Here is a 23,107-nt window from a genome sequence, read left to right on the forward strand (position 1 = left end):
TGAAGACTACGACGTTGATAGGCAGGGTGTGGAAGCACAGCGATGTGTGTAGCTAACCTGTACTAATTGCTCGTTTGGCTTGACCATACAACACCCAAGTGGTTTGTATGAAAGCTCTAATTAATCTATCTTGTATAGCTCAGGCTATAGAATATATATATTTCGATATCACCTTAAACCTTGATTCAGTTAGGTTTATGTTGACAGGCTTTAAGCTAATACTTAAGTCAATAACAACAACAGACTCATATCTAACCCCCTTTGCTGACGACAATAGCATGATGGAACCACCTGATCCCTTCCCGAACTCAGAAGTGAAACATCATCGCGCCAATGGTAGTGTGGGTTCGCCCATGTGAGAGTAGGTCATCGTCAGCTCTCTATTCCTAAAAGCCCCCCAACGTTAATTCGTTGGGGGGTTTTGTTTGGGCGTTGATTTAATCGTTACGGCTTTAATATTCTTTTAGATATTTATCTGAGTGTATTTTATAGTATCAAAATTCGAATGTACTTTATTTACCAAAGCTCCCAATTTAACCGTTGGGAGCTTTTTTTATGCTTATTCTTACTATCCCTATCTAATAATTTAGCGTTCATAACCTTGCTAAAGTTAGTTTACTCGCCATATTTAGATTGTTGGTTAGTGATATTATGCTAAATTGCTTATAGCAACTCATTTTATCTTTCTAGGTCAGAATTATGAAAATATCAAATACGTTAGATAGAAGTACTAAAATACAAAGGTATATGGATTTAAGTAAGTTTTTACATATACTTGAAAGTAAACAACTATTTATGTGTAGAATCGACAAGTTTGAAGATAAACTAGAAGGAGGATTGACAACAATAAATGATTTCTTTTATAGCGGTGCCGCAGAAGTATTAAGTAACCTTGTAAATAATAGTCTAACTTTAAGCCTTGGAAGAGATTGTAACTCTCCTGAAAGTATTGAAGAAGCTCAACAAAGGCAACAAGAATATGAAGAGAAGTCTAGAAATAAGTCGTTTACGACTGTTTTTGGAGACATTAAGCTATCAGAAAAAGTAACATATAAAGATGTTATTAAAGCACAAAAGAAATGGTTCGATGTGAGCTGTTGGCATTCCAATATACATGATACTGAAAGTATTGCTATGTGGAAGATATACGGTAATGATATAAACTCCGTATGTATTACCACCACCATTGGTCAACTATTAGACTCTATAGAAGAAGATAAAGATGTAAATCTGCTAATACAAAAGGTTGAGTATATAGATCATCGAGCAGAGTATTATAACTTAGAGGTCGATAGTAAACTCGCACCCTTCGTCCATAAGCATAAAGCATATAAATTTGAGAACGAAATAAGGTTAATAGCATATAATCACAGCAATGATCCTTTAAGTAATAGAGTTGATGCTGGCTATTTAATTAGGCTCAAATCGAATGATTTTATTAATAGTGTTAAGGTTTCTCCTGAAGCACCTGAATGGTTTTTTAACTTGATAAAAGATATTTTTAACGATAGGTATGGGCAAACTGGTGCTGTTGTTCGCTCTGATCTTGACGATTTAGTAACAACACTTAGTAGTTAGTATGTTTTATAGCTGTATTTGATATAGAAGCCATTATCTAAAATATTTGAGGATAAAGTTATGACAACTTCAAAAGTAACCTACCAAGGTGATCTACGTACTACGGCCGTTCATCTGCAATCTAACAATGAAATCATTACTGATGCACCAGTTGATAATCATGGTAAAGGTGAAGCTTTTTCACCAACCGATTTGCTAGCAACCAGTTTGGCCAGTTGTATGCTGACTATTATTGGCATAAAAGCCGCTGATATGAGCATCGATATTACAGGCACGACAGCTGAAGTCACTAAAATTATGGCTGCTGACCCTAGACGGGTTAGTGAAGTGCATATTGTCGTTACCTTCAATCAAGATCTTGATGATAAAACTCAAAAGATATTCTATAACACCGCGCTCAGTTGTCCTGTCGCAAAAAGTGTGCATCCTGATATTACTCAAAATCTGACTTTTAATTATGCAGAAGGTATTTAATATGCCAACTAAAACACTGCTTATCGTTGCCCATGCACCGTCACCGAACACCAAAAAGTTAGCGCAAGCGGCCTATAATGGTGCTAATCATCCGGACATAGATATTAATGTGGTGCTAAAGTCCCCACAGGAAACCCAGCCGGAAGATGTGCTGGCAGCTGATGCACTGCTGCTAGGTACAACTGAGAATCTGGCATATATGGCAGGGTTGACTAAAGATTTTTTTGATCGTTGTTATTATCCGGTATTGGAAAAAAAGCAGGGCATGCCCTTTGCATTATATATTCGTGCCGGACAGGATGGTACGGGTACCAACCGTGCCATGCAGACGATTACTACTGGTTTACGTTGGTCATGGATACAAGATGCGTTGATTTTACAGGGTGATTGGCAAGATGAGTTTACTGAACAGGTTGAAAAGCTAGCAATGACGCTTGCTGCTGGGGTAGAAGCTGGGATTTACTAGACAGATTCTTCAGAGGAGTCATTATTAGAGGTAGTTATGGATAAAAGTAATTTAAGCAATACTGTAGCCAATTTGCCATTTTCGCAAGCGTGCGAGAATAATAAAGATGCAATTCTAGCAGTTTTACAAAAAGAACTTAAAGATTCTACGCATGTATTCGAGATTGGATCAGGTACCGGTCAGCATAGTGTTTATTTTGCATCACAACTACCGCATTTAAAGTGGCAAACTAGCGATGTAGTAGCGAACCATGCGACTATTAACGCTTGGCACGATGCCTATCCTGCACCCAATCTATACCAACCTTTAGCTTTCGATTTGGCTCATAACTTATTGCCAGTTAACACAGTTGTCAAGATGCCATATGATGCGATATTCACTGCCAATACGCTGCATATTATTAGCTGGTCGTTGGTCGAAAAGTTATTTGAGTTAGTAAGTGAGGTTTTACCTCTCCACGGAAAACTAATCGTTTATGGCCCATTTAACGAAAACAGTCGTTATACCAGTGAGAGTAATCGTCAGTTTGATACGATGCTACGTCAAGGTAATTCTGGTAGTGGTATCCGCAATAAAGAAGACGTTATAGACTTAGCAACTCAACATGATTTGACGTTAAGCGCTACGCATAGGATGCCAGCAAATAATCAATTACTAGTTTTCAGGAAGACAGCACCTACACCATAGCTAATACATCAAAAAGTGATAGTTATTTTTCCACTGTTTTATCTATATTCAGTAGCTAAAAAATCCAAGTAACGTTTCCATGAGCGCTCATCTGCACGCGCATCATATCTATCGCTATCGAACACAGTGAAGGCGTGTTTTGCACCACTATAAGTAACCATCTCATGTGGTACGTTAGAAGCCTCTAATGTTTTACCAAGCACGGTAAAATCCTCTAACGGAACTGATTCATCAGCTGAACCGTGAAAGACAAGTATTTCTCCAACTGTCTTATCATAGTTTTGACCGACTGGAATATCGAGTCCACCATGAAAGGGTACAAAGGCTTTTTGCGGGAATCCTGATCGTGCCAACTCGAGAGCAACGGTGCCACCAAAACAATACCCCATCGTAGTACCTGCACGCACATCATTGCCTTGTTTCTGACCTACGTTCAACGCTCCTTCGAGTAATTTGCGCATCTTCACCCGATCGTCATACAACGCTGAAGTAAGACGTTTTTTGTCTTCAATTTTAGTAGGACGAACGTCAAACCCAAACATATCCGCTGCTAGAACATTGTAACCTTGGTTTGCTAACATATCGGCACGTCTTCGCTCATAGTCTGTCAACCCATCCCAATCATGAATCAATAGGATAAAAGGAGCGTTAGGTTTGTCAGCTTTTGCGTAATAGCCTTCATAAGGTTGGTTGTCTACCGTATAAGTGATGTTTTTGGTAGTGATAGCGACTGCCGTTTGGCTAAAAGTCAGTGCCATCAAGCCTAGTGAGGTGCCAACGAATAACGATCGACAGAAATTTGCAGGTAAGTAAGTAGTTTTTAGTAACATAAATAGCCTTATAACTCAAAGTGAGAAAGATAAACATAGGGCTAAAAACTTTGACCATTGCGTTTATCAGTAACATGTAGAGCCCAATAAAATAATACCTTAAAGAATATCTACATTACAAGAGTCGATTGTTAATATTAGCAAACACTAAAAAATATAGAATACTTTACTTTTAGTAGGTGCAAAATTTAACTAAATATCAACAATGTTCAGTGTATACATGCCTAGTTTTTTGGGTAATATAGCCTATCAACCTATTTATTTTTTTAGTAATTGGTAGTGTTAATCACACAGAAAACCAATCAACACATGAAATTCTAATCGTCTTAAATGACCCTCAATCTGTATGAGTACTTTTTTGATGGTTTCTTTTAAGCCCATTTTTACTCATTAGCTAGGATATTTTATGAAAAAGAATCTTGATCATACTGACCCCGCCAAAGATATGAACACGACACGTGGTAATGGTGGTGAAACCCATCAACGTGCAGATAGCGATGGTAAAGTACTAACTACCCAACAAGGTGTGGCTATTGCTGACAATCAAAATTCGCTTAAAGCAGGCCCGCGTGGCCCAACGCTTTTAGAGGACTTCGTACTACGTGAAAAGATTAATCATTTCGATCACGAGCGTATTCCTGAGCGCGTTGTTCATGCTCGCGGTAGTGCAGCTCATGGTTTCTTTGAATTAACCGAATCACTTGAAGAATATACCACGGCAAAAATCTTAACTGAGACTGGTAAGCAGACGCCGTTGTTTACGCGCTTTTCTACCGTAGCTGGTAATAAAGGCTCAAAAGATACCCCGCGTGATGTGCGTGGGTTTTCAGTAAAGGTTTATACTGAAGAGGGCAACTGGGATCTCGTTGGCAATAATATGCCAATCTTCTTTATCCAAGATGCTATTAAATTTCCAGATCTTATTCATGCGGTTAAACCGGAGCCGGATCGCGGATTTCCACAAGCAGCATCAGCTCATGATACCTTTTGGGATTTTGTCTCATTAAGTCCAGAAACGATGCACAACGTTATTTGGCTAATGAGTGATCGAGCACTGCCGCGTAGCTTTAGTATGATGGAAGGCTTCGGTATTCATAGCTTTAGACTGCTAGATAAAGAAGGTAAAAGTACCTTTGTACGTTTCCATTGGAAACCAGTACTAGGCGTGCAATCGACTACTTGGGATGAAGCGGTCAAAATATCTGGCGCGGATCCTGATTATCATCGTCGTGACATGTTCGAAGCTATCGATAACGGCATGTATCCTGAATGGGAGTTTGGCGTTCAGTTATTTACTGAAGAGCAAGCAAACGAGTTTCCGTTTGACCACTTAGATTCTACTAAGTTGATTCCAGAAGAAATGGTACCCGTCAAGATAGTAGGCAAAATGGTACTGAATCGCAATCCAGACAACTTCTTCGCCGAAACGGAACAAGTGGCCTTCTGTTTGTCACATGTTCCACCTGGTATTGATTTTAGTAATGACCCACTATTACAAGGTCGTCTGTTCAGTTATTTGGATACGCAATTGAAGCGTCTTGGATCGCCGAACTTTGCCCAAATTCCTATTAATGCGCCAAAATGTCCGTTTGCCAATAATCAGCAAGATGGTCATATGCAGATGCAAGTGCCTAAAACTCGTGTCCTTTATGAGCCCCAAAGTCTAGATCCAACCAGACCACGTGAAAGTGTTGAAAAAGGCTTCGAATCGTTCCATGAGAAAATGGATGATGGCGTTAAAGGTCGCATACGTGCCGAGAGCTTTGCGGATCATTATAGTCAACCGCGTATGTTCTATCGTAGCCAAACGGCAATTGAGCAAGCGCATATTGCTTCAGCGTATGCATTTGAGCTCGGTAAGGTAGACGCCGCGCATGTACGTACGCGTGTATTAAGTCATCTAATTAATATCGATGATGATTTGGCAAATCGGGTCGCAACAGCGCTAGGTATGGAATTACCCAAAGCTGCTGATCCTGCGGCACCAGTAAAGGACATGGCTACTTCTGAGGCAGTCCAAACTATTGGTATTACACCTAAGTCTCTAAAGGGTCGTTTGGTAGGTATTTTAGTTGCCGAAGGCTCAAAACACAGCGAAATCAAAAAGTTCGAAGACGCTGCCAAAGAGCAAGGGGCGAGCGTCAAGATAGTTTCGCCTAATAAAGAAGTAAAATTAGACGATGGTACACGCATTCAAGCGGACGAGCGTTTGGCTGGTGGTCCATCTGTGCTATTTGATGCAGTAGTCAGTATTATCATGCCTGATCAAGCTAAGAAGCTGGCTAAAGACAGCGCTGCGCTAGATTGGTTTAATGATGCTTATGCGCATTGTAAGGCTATCGCCTATTGCGGTGCGACCGATGAGTTTATCTTAAGCAAACTACCAATTGAAAAAGATGCTTTTGTGACCCCACTTGCTGACTTGGATTCCTTTATTGAGAATGCTAAATCCCGTCTATGGGAACGTGAGCCTAAGGTTCGTGACCTAGCATAAAGTGACTTGACGTAAATCATGTCAGTTAGTGCATGGTATTAATGTAGTAAGTAAAAATCTTAAACTCAGCCTATGTGCTGAGTTTTTGTATTTATAAAAAGTCATGTTTAACAACAAAGTACAGCAGTGACCCGTATCGTTATAAAAATATTCACGTAAAGTATAAAAATTATAAGCGTCATAATTGAAATATGGACACAAGCGTTCACTCAAAATAACTTATAGTGAGACTATCGACGTTATAATAGAGACAACATGATTCGACAAGTGAAGAACAATGGATTCTAACAATAATAATTAGTGATAATAGTATAAGGAAGAGTAATGAGTTTATGTGAGATTGTACGTCTAGAGGGGTACATTCAAAGTACTTACCTGGCGGTGTATCCTAACAAGATCCTACTACTGGATGGCTGTTGTCGTCCTGATGTGAAGATAGTGCTGGATTACATCCAAACGACCTTACAGCGGCCCGTTAGTGATCTAAAAGTAGTAATAGTCACACATATGCATCCCGATCATGCGGGCGGAGCAAACAGGCTTAGAAAGGCAACAGGCTGCCGTATTGTATCCGCAGATAAATCAAAACAGTGGTATAACAGTATTGGGGGTCAGGCGATGCACTTGGTCGATATTGGCTTGGCTCATTATGTGGCTAAGCGTCAAGGGCGTCCGTTCAAAAAACTATGGTATTCGGCTCATCTCCATCCTGACACTACGGTTCAAGACGGTGATCTCATTCCTGAGTTTGATGATTGGCAAGTATTAGAAACCCCAGGGCACACCGATCGAGACTTATCTCTCTTTCATCTACCAAGCCAGCAAGTTTATACTGCCGACTTGATTATTAAGCTGCGGCACAAATTCGTTGCTCCGTTTCCAATTTATGATCCTAAAACCTATATTCGTTCTCTACAAAAAATCAAAGATCTGAACCCATCAAATGTGATGATGGCGCATGGACGTAGTCTTATGATTGATGCGGCGACTTTTGATATGCTAATTGCTCAAGCTCCTAAGCATCGGCGTACGGTAAAAGATACCATTCGTCATAAATTGTTATGGCGACAAAATTTTGATTCTTATTCGAAGAGGAAATCTAAGAAGAAGTAATTTAAGTCTATAAGGCTGGCCTAATATAGTCGATTGACAGTAAAATCATTACCGTATCAACCATACTAATCTATAGCTTACCCTTGGTTTTACTGTGCCGGTATCATTATCCATTGACTGGGTGAGTAAACCTATTACAGTGTTAGATTGAACGAATGAAAGCAGTTGCTTTACTAAGCCAGCTGTCGTTATCTCTTGGCATTCCATCATCTTTATTTTATTTGACTCACGATATATTATTGACACTTTATAGGGTAAAATAATCTTTAAGAAATTTTAAGCAAAAAAAAGCTCAGTCATTATATATAATGACTGAGCTTTCTGAATATGGTGGGCCGTCCGCGATTCGAACGCGGGACCAATTGATTAAAAGTCAACTGCTCTACCAACTGAGCTAACGGCCCTTGAGAAGCGTCAAAAAATTGCACTGCAATTTTAGCTTCGCAAGTCAAAATCCTTTAAATAGGATTTTGTTAGAACTTTGCAATTAAACAGATATTTCTGTCCGAGCGCAAGAGAATTTACATTTTCGTAAATTCTGTGGAAACTAAAAAAAGCACTGCTTTTTTAGCTCTGCAAGAGAAAATTCTTTAAATAGAATTTTCTTAAAACTAGATATCTATAAGACATCAATTTTGAATTTACATTGTCGTAAATTCTGTAGAACTTAACTTATTAAGCCAAAGCCGAATAGGGCAAAATGCATAATAAGGTCTAACTGAAATATGGTGGGCCGTCCGCGATTCGAACGCGGGACCAATTGATTAAAAGTCAACTGCTCTACCAACTGAGCTAACGGCCCTTGAGAAGCGTTAAAAAATTGCATGCAATTTTAGCTTCGCAAGATAAATTTCCTTAAAGGGAAATTTATTAAAACTTTGCATTTAAATAACTTATCTACTTGAGTATAGGTCAAAATCCTTTAAATAGGATTTTGTTATTCAAGCATAACCTAATAATTGAGACATTAAGCTTGTTTCACTGTTTAGAAATTTTGTATCCCTAAACGTGAGAGCACATTATATATATTACTGTGATAATTACAACCCCGTAGCCTAAAAAAAGTGCAATTGACGCCATAAAGTAAACATTTTCACAAAATATTGCCCAGAGGTTGTCTTTTAAATTCTTTAAACCGTTATCAAGGTTTTAGTAAATATGGATTTAATCTCTAGAAAGGGCTTCTACAGGATCAAGTTTTGCCGCATTGCGGGCAGGTAAGAAACCAAAAATAATACCGATAAGCGTCGAGCAGACAAAAGCGGCAATGATAGATGTTGGGGAGTAGATAACTTTAAAGCTATCACCGCCAACACGGTTAATCAGCTCACCGATGGCAAACGCTAACCCGATACCAAGTAGACCACCCAAAATACAGACCAGTACGGCTTCAATCAAGAACTGTTGCATGATATCGCTTTGACGAGCACCAACAGCCATTCGCACACCAATCTCATTGGTGCGTTCAGTGACCGAGACTAGCATAATATTCATAACGCCAATACCGCCAACAACTAAGGAGATAATGGCAATAGATGAAATCAGCAAGGTTAGGGCAGCAGTGGTAGATTCGATGGTTTGGCGAATAGAGTCTGAATTGCGTATTCGAAAGTCATCCGTACCGTGACGACTTATCATTAGCTCAGAGATGGCAGACTCTGCGGCAGAGGATGAAATATTATCATCAATGAGTGCCACGAAGCTTTCGATATAAGCGCTACCTATAAGCCGTGACATCATAGTGGTGTAGGGCATATACAGAGTTGGAGAATCCAGACTGCCTCTACCAAAACCGCTGTCGTTGGGTGCCAATACGCCAATCACTCGCCCTGGTACGCTACCTATCAAGAGTACTTCACCGATGGGATTGGTATTATCAGGGAAAAAGGTTTGCTTGGCATTGTCATCAATAATGATATCTTGGGTACGGCGTAAGATACTCTGCTCATCGAAGCCTTGACCTTGAATCAGAGTTTCACCACTGACATTGAGATAGTCTTTACCGACCCCGCTGACACTGGTGGCCTCTTGTATATTACGATAGCGTACGTTGGTATTACTATCGAGCTGCGGGCTAACACTAACAACATACGGCTGATCAGCGACAGCTTGTGCGTCTTGCGGGGTTAGGTTGTCATCCCCATAACTGCGCCTTGGATCGCCGTACGGATAGCCGTCAGAGATGGTAATGGTATTGGTACCAAGTGAGCTGATATTGGTTAATATTTGCGCTTGTGAGCCTTTACCTAAACCAACTACGGATACGACCGAGGCAATACCAATAATAATGCCTAACATAGTTAATAGAGTACGCATTTTATGAGCGCGCATAGCCAGTAATGACATCTTGAACGCTTCAAATAAACGGTCGATAAAGCTGCTAAAGGTACTCTTGCGGTTTTTGTTTAAAATAGGTTCAGGCTGAGCTTGTGTCTGCTGATAATGTTCAGTTTTATAATCAGCGATAACATAGCCATCTTTGAGCTCAATCACTCGCTCAGCTTGAGCCGCCAGATTGGGATCATGAGTAACCATGATAATGGTGTGACCTTGAGCGTTTAAGTCTTGCAAGATTTGCATTACATCGTCACCGGACTTACTATCCAGCGCGCCAGTTGGCTCATCCGCTAAAATAATATCACCGCCATTCATTAGTGCCCGTGCAATAGAGACTCGCTGCTGCTGCCCACCAGACAGCTGACTGGGACGGTTGCCGACCTTATCTGCCAGTCCTAAGTCCGTCAGTAGCTGATCGGCACGCTGACTGCGCGCTTGGCCGTCCATACCTGCATATACTGCAGGTACTGCGACGTTGTCTCGAGCATTGATGTCGCCAAGTAGATGATAACGCTGAAAAATAAAGCCAAAGTGCTCACGGCGTAGTTTTGCCAGCTCATCAGCCTCTAAGCGACTGACTGACTGCCCAAAAATTTGATAGTCGCCAGCGCTTGCTTGGTCCAAACAGCCTAGAATATTCATCAAGGTAGACTTGCCAGAACCTGACTGTCCAATGATAGCGACCATTTCGCCTTGGTTAATAGTCAGATTGATATTATGCAGCACGCGAATAATCTGCTCACCGGCCTTAAATTCTTTAATTACCCCTTTGACTTGCATCAAGGGAATCTCCATCGCGGCGTTTGTAGTAGGGTCTTGGATGCTCATCTGCCATGCTGCCTATATCAATATTGCTTATATAAATCAATGTCAAAAGTTAGTCTTTTTCATTACATACTGAATACTGACCCTTAAAACGGTTTTCCACTTTTGCTGGATTTTTCTAATCCTTCTTCGCTCAAAATAACTTCATCGCCCACACTTAATCCACTTAAAACCTGCGCATTAACACGGTTATTTATCCCCACTTTTACCTGTTGGTCAACGACTTGACCATCGGCTTTGAGAATGCGTACTTTGGCCATTGTGGTGTTTGAATTGTTACTACTAGAGCTGCTATTGTTGGCGCTGTCGTTCTGAGCAGCAGGATTGTCGCTACTATTGATTTTTTTAAGCTTATCCGCAGGTTGCAAGGCGGCGGAAGGAATCAGTAAGGCATCTTTGGCCTGATTGATGACAATATAAACTTGCGCGGTCATATCAATACGAAAGCGGCGCTCGGTATTGGGCACTTCAATGTAGCCGACATAATAGATAGCAGAATCGGTTGAGCTAGTATCACTGATGACCTCGGGTGCCGGCTCAATGGCCTTAAGTATGGCATCATACTTTTGGTCAGGATTACCGATGATATTGAAATATACTGGCATTCCTGCCTGTACATTGATGACATCAGCTTCAGAGATTTGCGCGTTAATACGTACCGTTGATAAGTCGGCTAAAGTGACAATCGTTGGGGCAGTTTGGTTGGCGTTGACGGTCGTGCCCTGTTCAGTAGTAATAGATACTACAGTGCCTGTTATGGGGGCGCGAATGGTAGTGTAGCTGAGGTCTTCTTGCGCGGTGTTGACGTTAGTTTGAGATTTGCGTAGCGCGGCCTGTTGGCTATCAATATTGGCTTGTGTGGTGGCAATTGCGGCTTTGGCGGTATCGATAGAAGCACGGGCATTAGCAACTGCCGCTTTAGCGGTATCAATACGAGTGGCTTGAGTATCGTACTCTTGCTGCGAGATGGCGTCGATGGCGACCAAAGACTGCAAACGTGCAAAGTCAGACTGTGCTTGTTTTAACTCCGACTGACGACTGGCAAGGTCAGCATAAGCACTTTTTAGCCCTGCCTTCTTACTTAAGGTTTCGGCTCTTGCGCTTTGCAGTGCGGCTTCACTTTGCTCAAGGCTGGCTTGCTCATTACTCAGGTTATTCTTTTGCGTGACTTGGTCAATTTGTGCGATAAGGTCGCCTTGTTGTACCTCGTCACCCACTTCAACGAATAGCCGTTTGACTTCCCCAGACACTTGCGCCCCAACGTCGACGGTATTGAGTGCTTTGACTTTACCAGAAGCCATAACGTTATTTTCGATATCGCCAATCTCAGCAATCGCAGTAAGATAGTTGGGTTGGGTTTTTTTTGGTTTGAAGATATTGTAGGCTAAAGCTACTAACGCTATGATTATTAAGGCAATAACGCCCCATTTAATAGCAGGATTTTTGCTAATTTTACGCATGACGACAGTCCAATCACAATTAAATCGAGTGTAAGTATAGTAAAGGCTTGATGTGCAAAAGGGAATGGTAATTAGTTTGCGAAAGGTTAAGGGAACACCCTAACGCAGGAGTAAATCTTTGATTATAGTGGTAAAAAATGACTAATATGAAGGGTTAAAAGGACTACAGTGTTCACTTATTAAGCTGCAAACAACCGCTGTCCCGACAATTCCAACGCTGCTTGCAATAACAACTCCCATGCGGGTTGACGCACGACACCTTTAATCGCTTGGTCACAGCGATAGATTAACGTGGGCCACTCGGCCGTTTGTGCTTTTGATTGCCGGCGGGAAGCTTGTTGGTACAACCCTTGTTTGCTACGCCAAATGCCTAATGCTTGCGGGTCTTGGCCATCAAGTAAAGCCATGATGTGGCGCATGTCTTTACTGATTGCCCATAGCACTAAGGTGGTTGGCTCATCTGTGGCTTTAAGCTGAAATATAATTTTTGCGACTTGGGCACTATTACCCGCTAACATGGCATCGGATAAATCAAACACGCTAAACTGCGCATCACTGACCAATGCCGCTTGTAGATCGGTGATATCTAACGCTACATTTGCAGAAGTATTGACAGAAGTGCTGCTCTTATCATTGGCTTCAGGAGTGTTTGCGGCCAACTGCTTATTATTATCTGCCAGCTGTGGAGCAAACAGATAAGATAAACGCCATAAGGTCTGATAGGCGCTTAACAGATGATGCTCAGTATGTGACATCAAAAGCTGCCAAGCTTCTTGTGATAGTCGTAGGCCGAATTGCTGTGCTTGTATCTGTAACAGCTGCTGCCGCTGTTGCTCATTGTATAAATTGCAATCAATAACGTTACCGTATTGAGCAAAAGGAGCAAACCATTTGCTGCTTTGGGCGCGGCGATCTTGCTTGGGTGTCAGCCATAATAAGCTGTGGCTATGTGCGCCAGTTTGTGCGTCCACTGCAAAGCGTTCCAGCTCAGCGATGACAGCTTTATCTGGCTTATGATTGCCTGTCACAATCAAAGCACTGGCATCATCAAATAAGGATTGGCTACCGAGCTCCGATAACACTTCTTGCCAGCTCTTAACGGAGACCAGCTCGATACGCTTCCTGGCATAGTTTTGCGCGCGCCAATGCGGACGCAACGCATCAATAAGCCACTGATGCAATAGCGGCTCATCACCATGCGCCAGCCACAAGCCCGCTACCGCAACTGAAGGTTGCAATAGCTTGGGATAGGCTTGTATAAAGGACTCTTGCATAAGGTTTTAAGCCATCAGTTTATTGAGTGAAGGAAAGTACGATGAAGCTTAAGAGGGGGGTGCGATAATGGTCGTCGTAGAAGGCATTGCGGCTGAACCCCTACTAGATTGCGATAACTTATTAGCGCTGGCAGGAGCCACTTTTGGCAAACCAATCGCGACATATTGATCCGTAATACGGCGCGCTAAGCTGTCATAGAGCCAGTCACGAATTTGATTGCCTTGTTGGTCGCCAGTACTGACTGATGCCTCGTTATATTGATAGCTACGCTCAACTTGGATGGCATTAGTCAGAGTCACCGGTTGACCATTTTGCATGGTTTGATAATTGACATCTGCTGACAATACCAGTCGAATCTCTGTTAGGACGCCAACCAATTCATAGCGCTTAAAGCGTACATTATTGACAGTAATAGTGGCAATTTTCTCAGCATCTTTATTGTCTACGGTCTTGTTTGCAATATTGTCACTTGTGTTTTCTATCAGCGCCATACTGTCGACCACATCGACACCCAATGCCTCTAAACTCCTTGTTAACGGTAGCTTTAATGGAAATGAGGTACGATTATCTTCAAGGATAATGGCAGTCTTGGCGATATCAAAACGCATTGGTGTATCATAACCGCGTAGCTGAAAGCCGCATCCTGTAAGAGCCGTCGTCGCACCAAGCACCGCAAATATTGGCAAGGTTGTCAGTAGCACCGTGGCTATTTTTTTTGCATGACTTTTTTCTACACGATGTTTTTGCACAAATGGGGGTAACTGCGCAGTTCGGTGCTTGTACGACATAATCGCTATCCTTATTCTCAATAAAAAAGGCTCGAAAACTAAGTTTAAAAAGACCTAGCCTGCCACTACAATATTGACCAACTTATTGGGCACGACAATCTCTTTTTTAATCTCACCAGTGATGAACTTGGCCACACTATCGATAGCGCGTGCTTGTGCTTTAAGTTGCTCAGGATCAGTATTTGGCGCCACATCCATCTTGCCACGCATTTTACCATTGACCTGTACTACCATAGTGAGGGTATCTTGCACCAAGGCGCTGGCATCAACAGTAGGGTAGTTCAGGGTCTTAGTCTCAAGACCCAGCTGTTCAAGCAGATGCTCACCGACGTGCGGCGCGTATACTGATAGCATAATGAGCAAATCAATCAGCGCTTCATGTTGTACTTGAAAGTCTTGTTCGCTACTGGCATCAAAGCTACTTAACTCGTTAGCAAGCTCCATTAGACTTGATACTGGGGTGTTTAGCGCCAAGCGGTCACCAAGGTCACCATCAATTTTAGCAATCGTTTCATGGGTCTTGCGGCGTAGGTCTTTGGCCGCTTTGGTCAAGCCGTCGGTATTCAAGGCCTTACTGTTTAACGTCTCAAGGTTTAAGTTCGCTACTGTTAAGGCTTGCATATGCTCAGTGGCAACTCGCCAAACTTTTTTAACGAAGTTATAAGGACCTTTTAGCGCATCATCTGACCATTCAAGGGTTTGATCGGCAGGGGCGGTAAATAAAGTGTATAGACGAACAGTATCGGCACCATATTGATCTATGGTGGTTTGTGGATCGACACCGTTATTTTTAGACTTAGACATTTTTTCGATTTTGCCAATAGTAACCGGCTGCCCGTCTGCTTTTAATATGGCTTTAATCGGTTGTCCACGTTCGTTATAGTCAATATCGACATCTTGTGTGAAGTAATACGTGGTACTACCATCGGTATTAACACGGTAGAACGTACCCGCCAAGACCATGCCTTGGGTCATCAGATTGGCAAAAGGCTCATCGCCTGATACCAAGTTTTCATCACGCATTAGCTTATGGAAGAACCGCGCATAAAGTAAATGCATAACCGCGTGCTCAACACCGCCGACATATTGATCGACCGGTAGCCATTTATTAGCAGCAGACTTGTTTACCATACTTTGTGTATCATGCGGGCTGGCAAAACGCGAATAATACCAACTTGACTCAACAAAAGTATCAAAAGTATCAGTCTCACGCTCAGCAGGATTACCACATTTAGGACAGCTAGTATTCACAAATTCTGGGATGTTCTTAAGAGGGTTACCGCGACCATCAGGAACGACATCAGTAGGCAATACTACTGGCAAATCTTGCTCTTCAACGGGAACCGTACCGCAATGCTCACAGTTAACCATTGGGATAGGACATCCCCAATAGCGCTGGCGAGAAACGCCCCAATCACGTAAGCGGTATTGGATCTTTTTATTGGCAAGTTCTTGTGGTGCAAGTTTGACTAGCATAGCCTCGAAGGCCTGCTCAAAGTTCATACCGTCAAACTCACCCGAGTTGACTAAGGTATTACGCTCGGTGTAGGCACGGTTGCTATCAGTATCATCAGCAGCAGCGTCAGCATCTACATCGTCAAAGTAACCTTCAGGAACGTCAATAACTTGTTTAATAGGTAGGTCATATTTGGTCGCAAATTCATAATCACGCTCATCATGCGCAGGTACTGCCATGACCGCACCTGAACCATAGCTCATTAGCACATAGTTGGCGACCCAGACGGGTACTTTATCGCCTGTTAGCGGATGAGTAACTGTCAGACCAGTATCCATACCAATTTTTTCAGCTTTGGCCAGATCCGCTTCAGCAACGGAGCCTTTTTTGCATAGCGCACAAAATTCTGCAATGATTTCGCTATGTTCAGCAGCATATTGGGCCAAAGGATGCTCAGCAGCGACGGCGACATACGTGACACCCATCAACGTATCGGGACGGGTAGTAAACACGTCTAAAGTATTGTCTTGGCCCTCAAGGTTATAAGGGAAATGCACTTCCATACCGGCACTGCGACCAATCCAGTTGCGCTGCATGGTCAATACTTCAGACGGCCAATGACCCTCTAACTGATCTAAATCATCGAGCAGTTCGTCGGCATAATCGGTGATATTAAAGTAATACATCGGAATATCACGCTTTTCGACTGCAGCGCCACTACGCCAGCCTTTTCCATCAATAACTTGCTCGTTGGCCAGTACGGTATTATCGACCGGATCCCAATTGACGGTAGCCAGCTTCTTATAGACCAAACCTTTTTTGTATAACTGTAAAAATAACCACTGCTCCCACTGATAATACTCAGGGGTACAAGTGGCAAACTCGCGTGACCAATCAATTGATAAACCGAGTAGTTTAAGCTGGGCGCGCATGTTATCAATATTGGCAAAAGTCCATTCAGCAGGTGGCGTTTGGTTGGCAATTGCAGCGTTTTCAGCTGGCAGGCCAAACGCATCCCAACCCATTGGCTGCATGACTTCATAGCCTTTTAAGCGATAATAACGACTTAATACGTCAGAAATCGTATAGTTACGGACATGCCCCATGTGTAGCTTACCGCTTGGATAAGGAAACATGGACAGCATGTAGCGGCTCGGCTTATCGCTTGGCTCGTTATCGACTTCAAAGCGCTTGTCTGTCGCCCATTTGGCTTGCTGCTGCGCTTCGATAATCTGCGGCTGATAGACATTGATACTGATATCGTTTGTATTTTCTGCTTGGCTATTATTTGGGGCAGTTTGCGAGTTACTCATTGTCGGCTCTAATTGGTTAACACAGATAAAAGGGTAAGATTTTATAATGCCATAGCATAGCGTAATTTGGTGAAAATTGCGACGCTATGATAAGGCAATCGTATGCTAGGTCTATGATATTTTTGACTGGTAAAATGCTAGACTGGATGTAAACAAACGATAATTTATATTGAAAATTCAAATAAAGAAAACTTGGAGACAATATGACCATTACTATTTACGGCATTAAATCATGTAGCACTATGAAGAAAGCCTTTGTTAAGCTTGAGGAGCTGGGCGTAAATTATAACTTTCATGATTATAAGAAACAAAGTATCGGCCAAGATAGCGTACAGCGCTGGGTCGACTTGTTAGGAATAGATAAAGTACTTAATAAGCGCGGAACGACATGGCGCAAGTTAAGCGATGAGCAAAAAGCGGCAGCTGATGCAAATGAGGCAGATGCAATTGAATTGTTACTGGCCAATACCAGTATGATCAAACGTCCTATTGTAGAAGGCCAGATCGAGAGTGAAAACCAAGCTCGGTCAGTATTGTTATGTGGCTTTGATGAAGCAGAATACGAAGCAAATCTTTTATAAAAGTGCTGTTTCTTAGATGGTGATGGCTATAAAAACGAAAACTCTTTTTTCAGCCAGCACAAAGACAGTCACTATATGAAAGTATATGGCAACAGTAGCCACAGCTCGGTAGATTTTTGCGCTTATTAATAATGTCTAACGGTATTATCAATTGATTTAATTGAGCCCGATTTTAGAAAAGTCTAAGCTCGGGCTTAATTATTCCTAGTATGAAAAAAACCAGACTGGCCAGCCAAACAATCAATACATGCGAATTTGCTCTGCGTTCCAATCTAGCGCAATCCAATCAATTAAAAAGAACGACTTCCAGCCTTCTATCCATTTTGCACCGCCATAACCGATAATCCACCAGCAGTATAAGCTATGAAAGGCAAAAGTCAGACACCACACACAATGCCATCATCTATTCCTAGCTTAACATACCTAAATCACGGCTGATTAGCGTACCAACCCCTTCATTAGTGAAGATTTCCAAAAGTGTGGCATGCGGGACGCGACCATCGACAATAACCGCGCTTTTGACGCCACTACGTACCGCATTCAGCGCACATTGTATCTTTGGAATCATACCGCCTGAGATGGTCCCATCTTCAATTAAGGCGTCTACCTTTTTCGGAGTCAAGCCAGTGACCACTTGACCGTCGCGTCCTAATACACCTTTGATATTGGTCAATAGCATCAACTTTTCAGCTTGCAAAAACTCAGCAACCTTACCCGCGACTAAGTCCGCATTGATATTATAAGTATTGCCTTCACTATCGACTCCAAGTGGGGCGATAACCGGGATAAAATTAGAGGCAATAAGCATATTAATCACGTCTTTATTGACGCTGACCACATCACCGACAAACCCCAAATCTACAGGCACGGCAACACCGTCTGCTCCGATTTTTTCCATCATCAATTTTTTGGCAGTGATTAAATTAGCATCTTTACCCGTTAAACCAATGGCGCTACCACCATGCTTGTTAATCAGGCTGACGATAGATTTATTGACACTACCGCCTAGTACCATCTCCACGATATCCATGGTGCTTTTGTCGGTCACACGCATACCATCAATACGTTCAGACTGGCGACCAAGCTCTTTTAGCAGATTATCAACTTGCGGACCGCCGCCATGTACGACTACGGGATGCATGCCGACCGTTTTCAACAATACAATATCGCGGGCAAAGGAGCTTTCAAGCTCCGGATCGGTCATGGCATTACCGCCATATTTGACCACAATCAGCTTATCTACGAAGCGTTGAATATAAGGGAGCGCCGTGGTTAATACTTCAGCGGTAATTTTGGCATCATCAAAATTAAGCGACATCATAAACTCCTAAAATATGGTTTCAAAAATTACGTTCAACACACATATACACGTTGATAGTAAAAAGTTTGTGTCTGACATTATTGTTATGGAGGTATTCGTTTTAAATCAGTATCGGCTTTCCGCCATTGATTGCTTGTCATTATTGCAGTAGTCCTTTGCTATAAATGACTTTCTTTTATTTTGAATCGACTATAACCAAAGCTATTCGGGGTAAATCGCCATAATTTGCTCAGCCAAATTATTATCAAATAGGCGACATAAAGTCACAAAGCGCATTTGTACGTCTTTGAGATCAGCGACACTGTCACCGGCAAAACGCACAGTGAGATTATGGCTGGTATTTGATTGGCGCAATATCCCAAAGCCACGAGCAAAATCCAACCGCACCCCATCAATACAGGTCAATCTTGTTCCTAGCGGTAATAACTGCTTTGCCTGTGCTAACGTCATATGTTGTCTGCTAGCAGAGCAAGTGCATAGCGACGGAATACAGGACCTGGCAAGCCTATTATCAGAGGGGCTAGAAGCTATCGATAGCTCAACTAAGTGCTGTAAATAATGACAAAATGTGGCTAATTGTTGTATTACTGAGCAGTCTGTCGGTGGCGTATCTGGTAGCGGTAAATAGTGATCCGCAGTACTGACCAGCGTTGGTAATTGTCTAGTAATATCAGTTAATCTATGAGGGACTAGCGTGTCAGTTTGTTCGCCCCACAAATCGACAGCAGGCGGCAATGTATCACTAGGCGCTGCCGTATATACCAACCAATGCAGCAAACGTAGTCCAGCGTACATGGCATCATCGTAAGCCGTAAAATAACCATCGTTAAAGATAAAATGGCCGGATAATTCACCAGCAAATATAATACGGTTTTCACAGGATTGCAGCTGCTGACGCATCAGGCTACTGCCCGTTTTACTGATAATAGGAACGACACCCAGATTGCTCAATAAAGTAGGTAGATGATGTGAGCACTTGATATCAAACAGCACTTGCGGTGTCGAGGTAGTCTCAGCATCCCATGTTTTTGGACGCTCAGTGATGGCCACTTGTGCCAATAAATACAGTAGATGATCAGGCATGACGACTTTACCGCTATTATCAACAATCATGAGCCTATCACCATCACCATCGAACGCCAGACCAATATCTGCGGCATTGATAATAACCGTTTGTTGTAGCTCTGCTAATCGATTGGGCTCGGTCGGATCAGGGTTGCCCATAGGGAAACTACCATCAGGCGTATCGTTGATAACAATAACGTGCTGGCAAAATTGGCTGAATAAAGGTAGAGCGATTCTACTGGTGGCACCATGCATACAATCAATAACGATTGTTAGATCAAGCTTTTTGACAGCCCATCTGTTTGTAGCAGACAGGTTCTGAGGCGAATAAATGGTGGTAAACACCTCTGCAATAGCTCGAATATAAGGCGCTGCTACGGTGTCAGTAGGCAAGCCTATAACAGACAGTACAGGGTTCGACTGAGCATTAATATTTTGAATAGCCGCTATGGTTTTACCGTTACTATTGTTATCTCTATTTTGAGTAGACTCAGAAGGTATTGAGTCTTGGTAAAGCGCCTGAATATCTTCGGCACTAGGAGAGACATTGCCAACCAACCATTTGATACCTAAGATACTTTTCGCAGAATGACTGGCGGTCACCATTATACCGTGACCAGCATATTGCTCAGTCCAAAATGCCATCATCGGTGTGGTGATCAGTCCCAAGTTGATAACTTGTAGACCTTGCTGCTGTAATATAGTGGCCAGCGTTTGGGCGATGCTATCGCTACCGTAGCGAACATCATAGCCGATGATAACGGTAGTCGCTTTGGGTTCGGTATGAGGCGTCAGCTCATTATTAGATCTGGATTTCACACTCTGGGCGGTATGATAGCGTTGATAAAGTCGAACAAAAGCCTTGCCCAAAGCCTGCACAAAAATAGGGGTAAAGTACTGTTCGTCACCGCGAATATCATAAGCACGAAATAAGGATTGCTGGGCGGCAAAAAACGGCATCGCTTTACTCTCCTTATGGTCGTTATTTGTGGAAATGAATGTTTGGGCACTATTAGACATACAAACTAGCGATGGCTATTGGCGACCTGAATGACCAAAACCGCCTGCACCGCGTGCGCTTTCATCGCTAAAGTCAGTCACGACTTCGAACTCAGGACGCGCGACTGGTACGACAACATACTGCGCCATACGCTCTGCTGGATTGAGGATAAAATCTTCACTACTGCGGTTCCAAATACTAACCATTAGCTCACCTTGATAGTCCGCATCAATCAGTCCGACCAAATTACCCAGTACAATGCCATGCTTGTGACCGAGTCCTGAGCGCGGCAAAATCATACCAGCATAATTAGGATTTTGGATGTAAACGGCCAGACCGGTACCGATTAAATGCGTTGAGCCTGCCTTAACCGTCAAAGGCTCATCAATACAAGCACGTAAGTCGATACCTGCCGATCCATCAGTGGCGCGGGTAGGTAGAGAAAATGCTTTATCTTGAGTGATTTTAGGGTTTAGGACTTTGACTTGTACAGCTTGCATAACACACTCACTTAACGGTTGGACAGTTTGGATAGATAGTTTTTTAATACATACGTTTTAATAAATAACGACAACCACAAGGCTACGATTTATAAATTTAATACTGAAATTTAGACCTAAAGTAATAACACACTCGCCAGTCCTAGGAACGACATAAAGCCGACGATATCGGTTACTGTGGTCAAAATAACTGAAGCTGATAATGCCGGGTCAATATCCATATTCTTTAATACTATGGGAATAGTAATCCCCGATACATTCGCTGCTGTCATGTTAATGGCAATCGCACAGCCAATCACAGCGCTAATTCTAACATCCTGAAACCACATTTGCGCAATAATCGCCATGATTATCGCCCAAATGATACCGTTTATTGCGCCAACCCACAGCTCTTTATTAAACAACCACCAGCGGTTGGAACCACCAATTTGACCCATTGCCATACCACGAATAACTATGGTAAGTGTCTGGGAGCCGGCAATACCGCCCATACTTGCGACTACTGGCATCAGTATCGCTAGCGCCACTACTTTTGCGAGTACCGCCTCGAACTGACCAATGACCGCTGCTGCTAGTAATGCGGTACATAAATTAATACCCAGCCAAATACTACGGCTTTTGGCACTGGTGAGAATAGGCGCAAACAGTTCTTCATCTTGACTGACACCAGCCAGGTTTCTCATGGTGCTGTCGACATCGTCTTGGATGATTTCCATGATGTCTTCACCATTTAGCTGTCCAACCAGCTCACCATGACTATTAATCACCGGCGCAAAACGAATATCTTCTGAACGAAAAATAGCTGCCGCATCTTGGATATCTAAGCGATCATTGATAGTGACAGCGGTATCAATGAAGCTGGAAACCAATGAGCTTTGCTCGTGCTTGATCAAATCGACGAGACTGAGTAGCCCAAGCAGTTGCTGGCTTTGATCGACTATCAATAGCTCTTGGCTTTGGTCATCCAGTAGATCTTCATTATCGCGTAGCCATTGCTGTACTTGTGCCAGAGAGATATCATCTTGTACTTGAATGATATCAGGATCCATATAGCTACCCACTTCCCAATCGGCATAAGTGTCGAGCTTATTGACCTGAATCCGTATATCTTCATCCAAAGTCGCCATCACTGAGGTACGGACAGTATCGGTGACAGTCTCCAAAATCTCTGAGATATCCTGCGCATCAAGATCTTGGGTAAATAACGAGATTTCTTTTGAGGAGATATTCTCCATCAACGGCTGACGCGTATCAAACTCTAGCTCAGCGAGTACTTCCCCTTTGAGCTGCTCAGGAACTTGTGCCCAAATCAGCAGCCTATCTTGGGTTGGAAACGACTCGAGTAGGTTGGCGATTTCATATTCAGACTGCTTTGCCAAAAACTCAGTGATGGCTGTATAGGCCTCATCCGCAACTAAATCCTGTAAATACAGCAGCTTATATTCAGCGCTATACTCTAACGGATTATAGTTTCCCTGTAGCTTGGACGGGCGTTCAGGGCTAGGCGTAGCGGCGGACATAAGCGTTCCAAAAGTGTTGAAAAA

At 42.7% G+C, this 23,107-nt stretch carries 18 protein-coding genes, 2 tRNA genes and 2 rRNA genes; 9 read left to right on the top strand and 13 right to left on the bottom strand.

The features are described from left to right. From JMX97_RS09380 to JMX97_RS09405, 6 genes are all read left to right on the top strand, one after another. Nucleotides 1-87 (top strand): 23S ribosomal RNA (locus tag JMX97_RS09380); the annotation flags it as partial. Nucleotides 88-263: 176 nt separating this feature from the next. Next, nucleotides 264-378 (top strand): 5S ribosomal RNA (rrf, locus tag JMX97_RS09385). A gap of 321 nt (nucleotides 379-699) precedes the next feature. Further along, nucleotides 700-1,578 carry a DUF2971 domain-containing protein gene (locus JMX97_RS09390; RefSeq protein WP_201557388.1) on the top strand — a complete coding sequence of 293 codons (879 nt, stop codon included), beginning with the start codon at nucleotides 700-702 and terminating at the stop codon, nucleotides 1,576-1,578. Between the two features lie 60 nt (nucleotides 1,579-1,638). Further along, nucleotides 1,639-2,052, top strand: coding sequence for an OsmC family protein (locus JMX97_RS09395; protein ID WP_201557390.1), 414 nt, complete (start codon nucleotides 1,639-1,641; stop codon nucleotides 2,050-2,052). Between the two features lies 1 nt (nucleotide 2,053). Beyond that, entirely contained in the window at nucleotides 2,054-2,518 is a 465-nt protein-coding gene (locus JMX97_RS09400) for a flavodoxin family protein (RefSeq protein ID WP_201557392.1), read from the top strand. 36 nt (nucleotides 2,519-2,554) lie between these two features. Then, on the top strand, nucleotides 2,555-3,205 hold the full coding sequence (locus tag JMX97_RS09405) for a DUF938 domain-containing protein (protein ID WP_201557394.1): 651 nt from the start codon (nucleotides 2,555-2,557) through the stop codon (nucleotides 3,203-3,205). 38 nt (nucleotides 3,206-3,243) lie between these two features. Here the strand turns inward: JMX97_RS09405 and JMX97_RS09410 are convergent, their stop codons facing one another. Continuing rightward, complete coding sequence (locus JMX97_RS09410) at nucleotides 3,244-4,035, bottom strand: dienelactone hydrolase family protein (RefSeq protein ID WP_201557397.1); 792 nt, start codon at nucleotides 4,033-4,035, stop codon at nucleotides 3,244-3,246. Nucleotides 4,036-4,441: 406 nt separating this feature from the next. Here JMX97_RS09410 and JMX97_RS09415 point away from each other — a divergent pair, with 406 nt between their 5' ends. Together JMX97_RS09415 and JMX97_RS09420 are read left to right on the top strand one after the other, a co-directional pair. Then, entirely contained in the window at nucleotides 4,442-6,529 is a 2,088-nt protein-coding gene (locus JMX97_RS09415; RefSeq protein ID WP_201557399.1) for a catalase, read from the top strand. Nucleotides 6,530-6,853: 324 nt separating this feature from the next. Next, complete coding sequence (locus JMX97_RS09420; protein ID WP_201557410.1) at nucleotides 6,854-7,642, top strand: MBL fold metallo-hydrolase; 789 nt, start codon at nucleotides 6,854-6,856, stop codon at nucleotides 7,640-7,642. Between the two features lie 328 nt (nucleotides 7,643-7,970). On the opposite strand, the gene JMX97_RS09425 is transcribed toward JMX97_RS09420, so the two are convergent. From JMX97_RS09425 to leuS, 7 genes are all read right to left on the bottom strand, one after another. Beyond that, nucleotides 7,971-8,046, bottom strand: a tRNA-Lys gene (locus JMX97_RS09425). Between the two features lie 322 nt (nucleotides 8,047-8,368). Then, nucleotides 8,369-8,444, bottom strand: a tRNA-Lys gene (locus tag JMX97_RS09430). Between the two features lie 362 nt (nucleotides 8,445-8,806). Further along, on the bottom strand, nucleotides 8,807-10,807 hold the full coding sequence (locus tag JMX97_RS09435; RefSeq protein ID WP_201557412.1) for a MacB family efflux pump subunit: 2,001 nt from the start codon (nucleotides 10,805-10,807) through the stop codon (nucleotides 8,807-8,809). A gap of 83 nt (nucleotides 10,808-10,890) precedes the next feature. Next, nucleotides 10,891-12,264, bottom strand: a complete 1,374-nt coding sequence (locus tag JMX97_RS09440; protein WP_201557414.1) for an efflux RND transporter periplasmic adaptor subunit — start codon at nucleotides 12,262-12,264, stop codon at nucleotides 10,891-10,893. Nucleotides 12,265-12,443: 179 nt separating this feature from the next. Further along, a complete protein-coding gene (locus JMX97_RS09445; RefSeq protein ID WP_201557416.1) occupies nucleotides 12,444-13,538 on the bottom strand; it encodes a DNA polymerase III subunit delta in 1,095 nt (364 codons plus the stop codon). A gap of 48 nt (nucleotides 13,539-13,586) precedes the next feature. Next, on the bottom strand, nucleotides 13,587-14,327 hold the full coding sequence (locus tag JMX97_RS09450; RefSeq protein ID WP_201557418.1) for a hypothetical protein: 741 nt from the start codon (nucleotides 14,325-14,327) through the stop codon (nucleotides 13,587-13,589). Between the two features lie 54 nt (nucleotides 14,328-14,381). Continuing rightward, complete coding sequence (gene leuS / locus JMX97_RS09455) at nucleotides 14,382-17,096, bottom strand: leucine--tRNA ligase (protein ID WP_201557427.1); 2,715 nt, start codon at nucleotides 17,094-17,096, stop codon at nucleotides 14,382-14,384. Between the two features lie 203 nt (nucleotides 17,097-17,299). Here leuS and JMX97_RS09460 point away from each other — a divergent pair, with 203 nt between their 5' ends. Further along, nucleotides 17,300-17,677 carry a Spx/MgsR family RNA polymerase-binding regulatory protein gene (locus JMX97_RS09460; RefSeq protein ID WP_201557436.1) on the top strand — a complete coding sequence of 126 codons (378 nt, stop codon included), beginning with the start codon at nucleotides 17,300-17,302 and terminating at the stop codon, nucleotides 17,675-17,677. A 240-nt stretch (nucleotides 17,678-17,917) separates the two neighbouring features. Here JMX97_RS09460 and JMX97_RS09465 read toward each other — a convergent pair whose 3' ends face one another. The 5 genes from JMX97_RS09465 to mgtE form a co-directional block, all read right to left on the bottom strand. Then, a complete protein-coding gene (locus JMX97_RS09465; RefSeq protein WP_227671537.1) occupies nucleotides 17,918-18,067 on the bottom strand; it encodes a hypothetical protein in 150 nt (49 codons plus the stop codon). Between the two features lie 19 nt (nucleotides 18,068-18,086). Next, entirely contained in the window at nucleotides 18,087-18,995 is a 909-nt protein-coding gene (argB, locus tag JMX97_RS09470) for an acetylglutamate kinase (protein ID WP_201557501.1), read from the bottom strand. A gap of 204 nt (nucleotides 18,996-19,199) precedes the next feature. Further along, the gene (locus tag JMX97_RS09475) at nucleotides 19,200-21,023 is read right to left on the bottom strand and encodes a phosphomannomutase (protein WP_201557438.1); all 1,824 of its coding nucleotides are present in this window, start codon (nucleotides 21,021-21,023) and stop codon (nucleotides 19,200-19,202) included. A gap of 75 nt (nucleotides 21,024-21,098) precedes the next feature. Beyond that, the gene (dut, locus tag JMX97_RS09480) at nucleotides 21,099-21,563 is read right to left on the bottom strand and encodes a dUTP diphosphatase (RefSeq protein ID WP_201557439.1); all 465 of its coding nucleotides are present in this window, start codon (nucleotides 21,561-21,563) and stop codon (nucleotides 21,099-21,101) included. Nucleotides 21,564-21,679: 116 nt separating this feature from the next. Continuing rightward, on the bottom strand, nucleotides 21,680-23,083 hold the full coding sequence (mgtE, locus tag JMX97_RS09485; protein ID WP_201557443.1) for a magnesium transporter: 1,404 nt from the start codon (nucleotides 23,081-23,083) through the stop codon (nucleotides 21,680-21,682). Nucleotides 23,084-23,107: the final 24 nt, after the last annotated feature.

Source organism: Psychrobacter sp. 72-O-c (assembly GCF_904846605.1).
Taxonomy (GTDB): Bacteria; Pseudomonadota; Gammaproteobacteria; order Pseudomonadales; family Moraxellaceae; genus Psychrobacter.

What these genes read in the sequence shown, in the direction of transcription:
- JMX97_RS09390 (WP_201557388.1), top strand. Translation starts at nt 700, where the DNA reads ATGAAAATATCAAATACGTTAGATAGAAGTACTAAAATACAAAGGTAT.
- JMX97_RS09395 (WP_201557390.1), top strand. Translation starts at nt 1,639, where the DNA reads ATGACAACTTCAAAAGTAACCTACCAAGGTGATCTACGTACTACGGCC.
- JMX97_RS09400 (WP_201557392.1), top strand. Translation starts at nt 2,054, where the DNA reads ATGCCAACTAAAACACTGCTTATCGTTGCCCATGCACCGTCACCGAAC.
- JMX97_RS09405 (WP_201557394.1), top strand. Translation starts at nt 2,555, where the DNA reads ATGGATAAAAGTAATTTAAGCAATACTGTAGCCAATTTGCCATTTTCG.
- JMX97_RS09410 (WP_201557397.1), bottom strand. Translation starts at nt 4,035, where the DNA reads ATGTTACTAAAAACTACTTACTTACCTGCAAATTTCTGTCGATCGTTA.
- JMX97_RS09415 (WP_201557399.1), top strand. Translation starts at nt 4,442, where the DNA reads ATGAAAAAGAATCTTGATCATACTGACCCCGCCAAAGATATGAACACG.
- JMX97_RS09420 (WP_201557410.1), top strand. Translation starts at nt 6,854, where the DNA reads ATGAGTTTATGTGAGATTGTACGTCTAGAGGGGTACATTCAAAGTACT.
- JMX97_RS09435 (WP_201557412.1), bottom strand. Translation starts at nt 10,807, where the DNA reads ATGAGCATCCAAGACCCTACTACAAACGCCGCGATGGAGATTCCCTTG.
- JMX97_RS09440 (WP_201557414.1), bottom strand. Translation starts at nt 12,264, where the DNA reads ATGCGTAAAATTAGCAAAAATCCTGCTATTAAATGGGGCGTTATTGCC.
- JMX97_RS09445 (WP_201557416.1), bottom strand. Translation starts at nt 13,538, where the DNA reads ATGCAAGAGTCCTTTATACAAGCCTATCCCAAGCTATTGCAACCTTCA.
- JMX97_RS09450 (WP_201557418.1), bottom strand. Translation starts at nt 14,327, where the DNA reads ATGTCGTACAAGCACCGAACTGCGCAGTTACCCCCATTTGTGCAAAAA.
- leuS (WP_201557427.1), bottom strand. Translation starts at nt 17,096, where the DNA reads ATGAGTAACTCGCAAACTGCCCCAAATAATAGCCAAGCAGAAAATACA.
- JMX97_RS09460 (WP_201557436.1), top strand. Translation starts at nt 17,300, where the DNA reads ATGACCATTACTATTTACGGCATTAAATCATGTAGCACTATGAAGAAA.
- argB (WP_201557501.1), bottom strand. Translation starts at nt 18,995, where the DNA reads ATGTCGCTTAATTTTGATGATGCCAAAATTACCGCTGAAGTATTAACC.
- JMX97_RS09475 (WP_201557438.1), bottom strand. Translation starts at nt 21,023, where the DNA reads ATGCCGTTTTTTGCCGCCCAGCAATCCTTATTTCGTGCTTATGATATT.
- dut (WP_201557439.1), bottom strand. Translation starts at nt 21,563, where the DNA reads ATGCAAGCTGTACAAGTCAAAGTCCTAAACCCTAAAATCACTCAAGAT.
- mgtE (WP_201557443.1), bottom strand. Translation starts at nt 23,083, where the DNA reads ATGTCCGCCGCTACGCCTAGCCCTGAACGCCCGTCCAAGCTACAGGGA.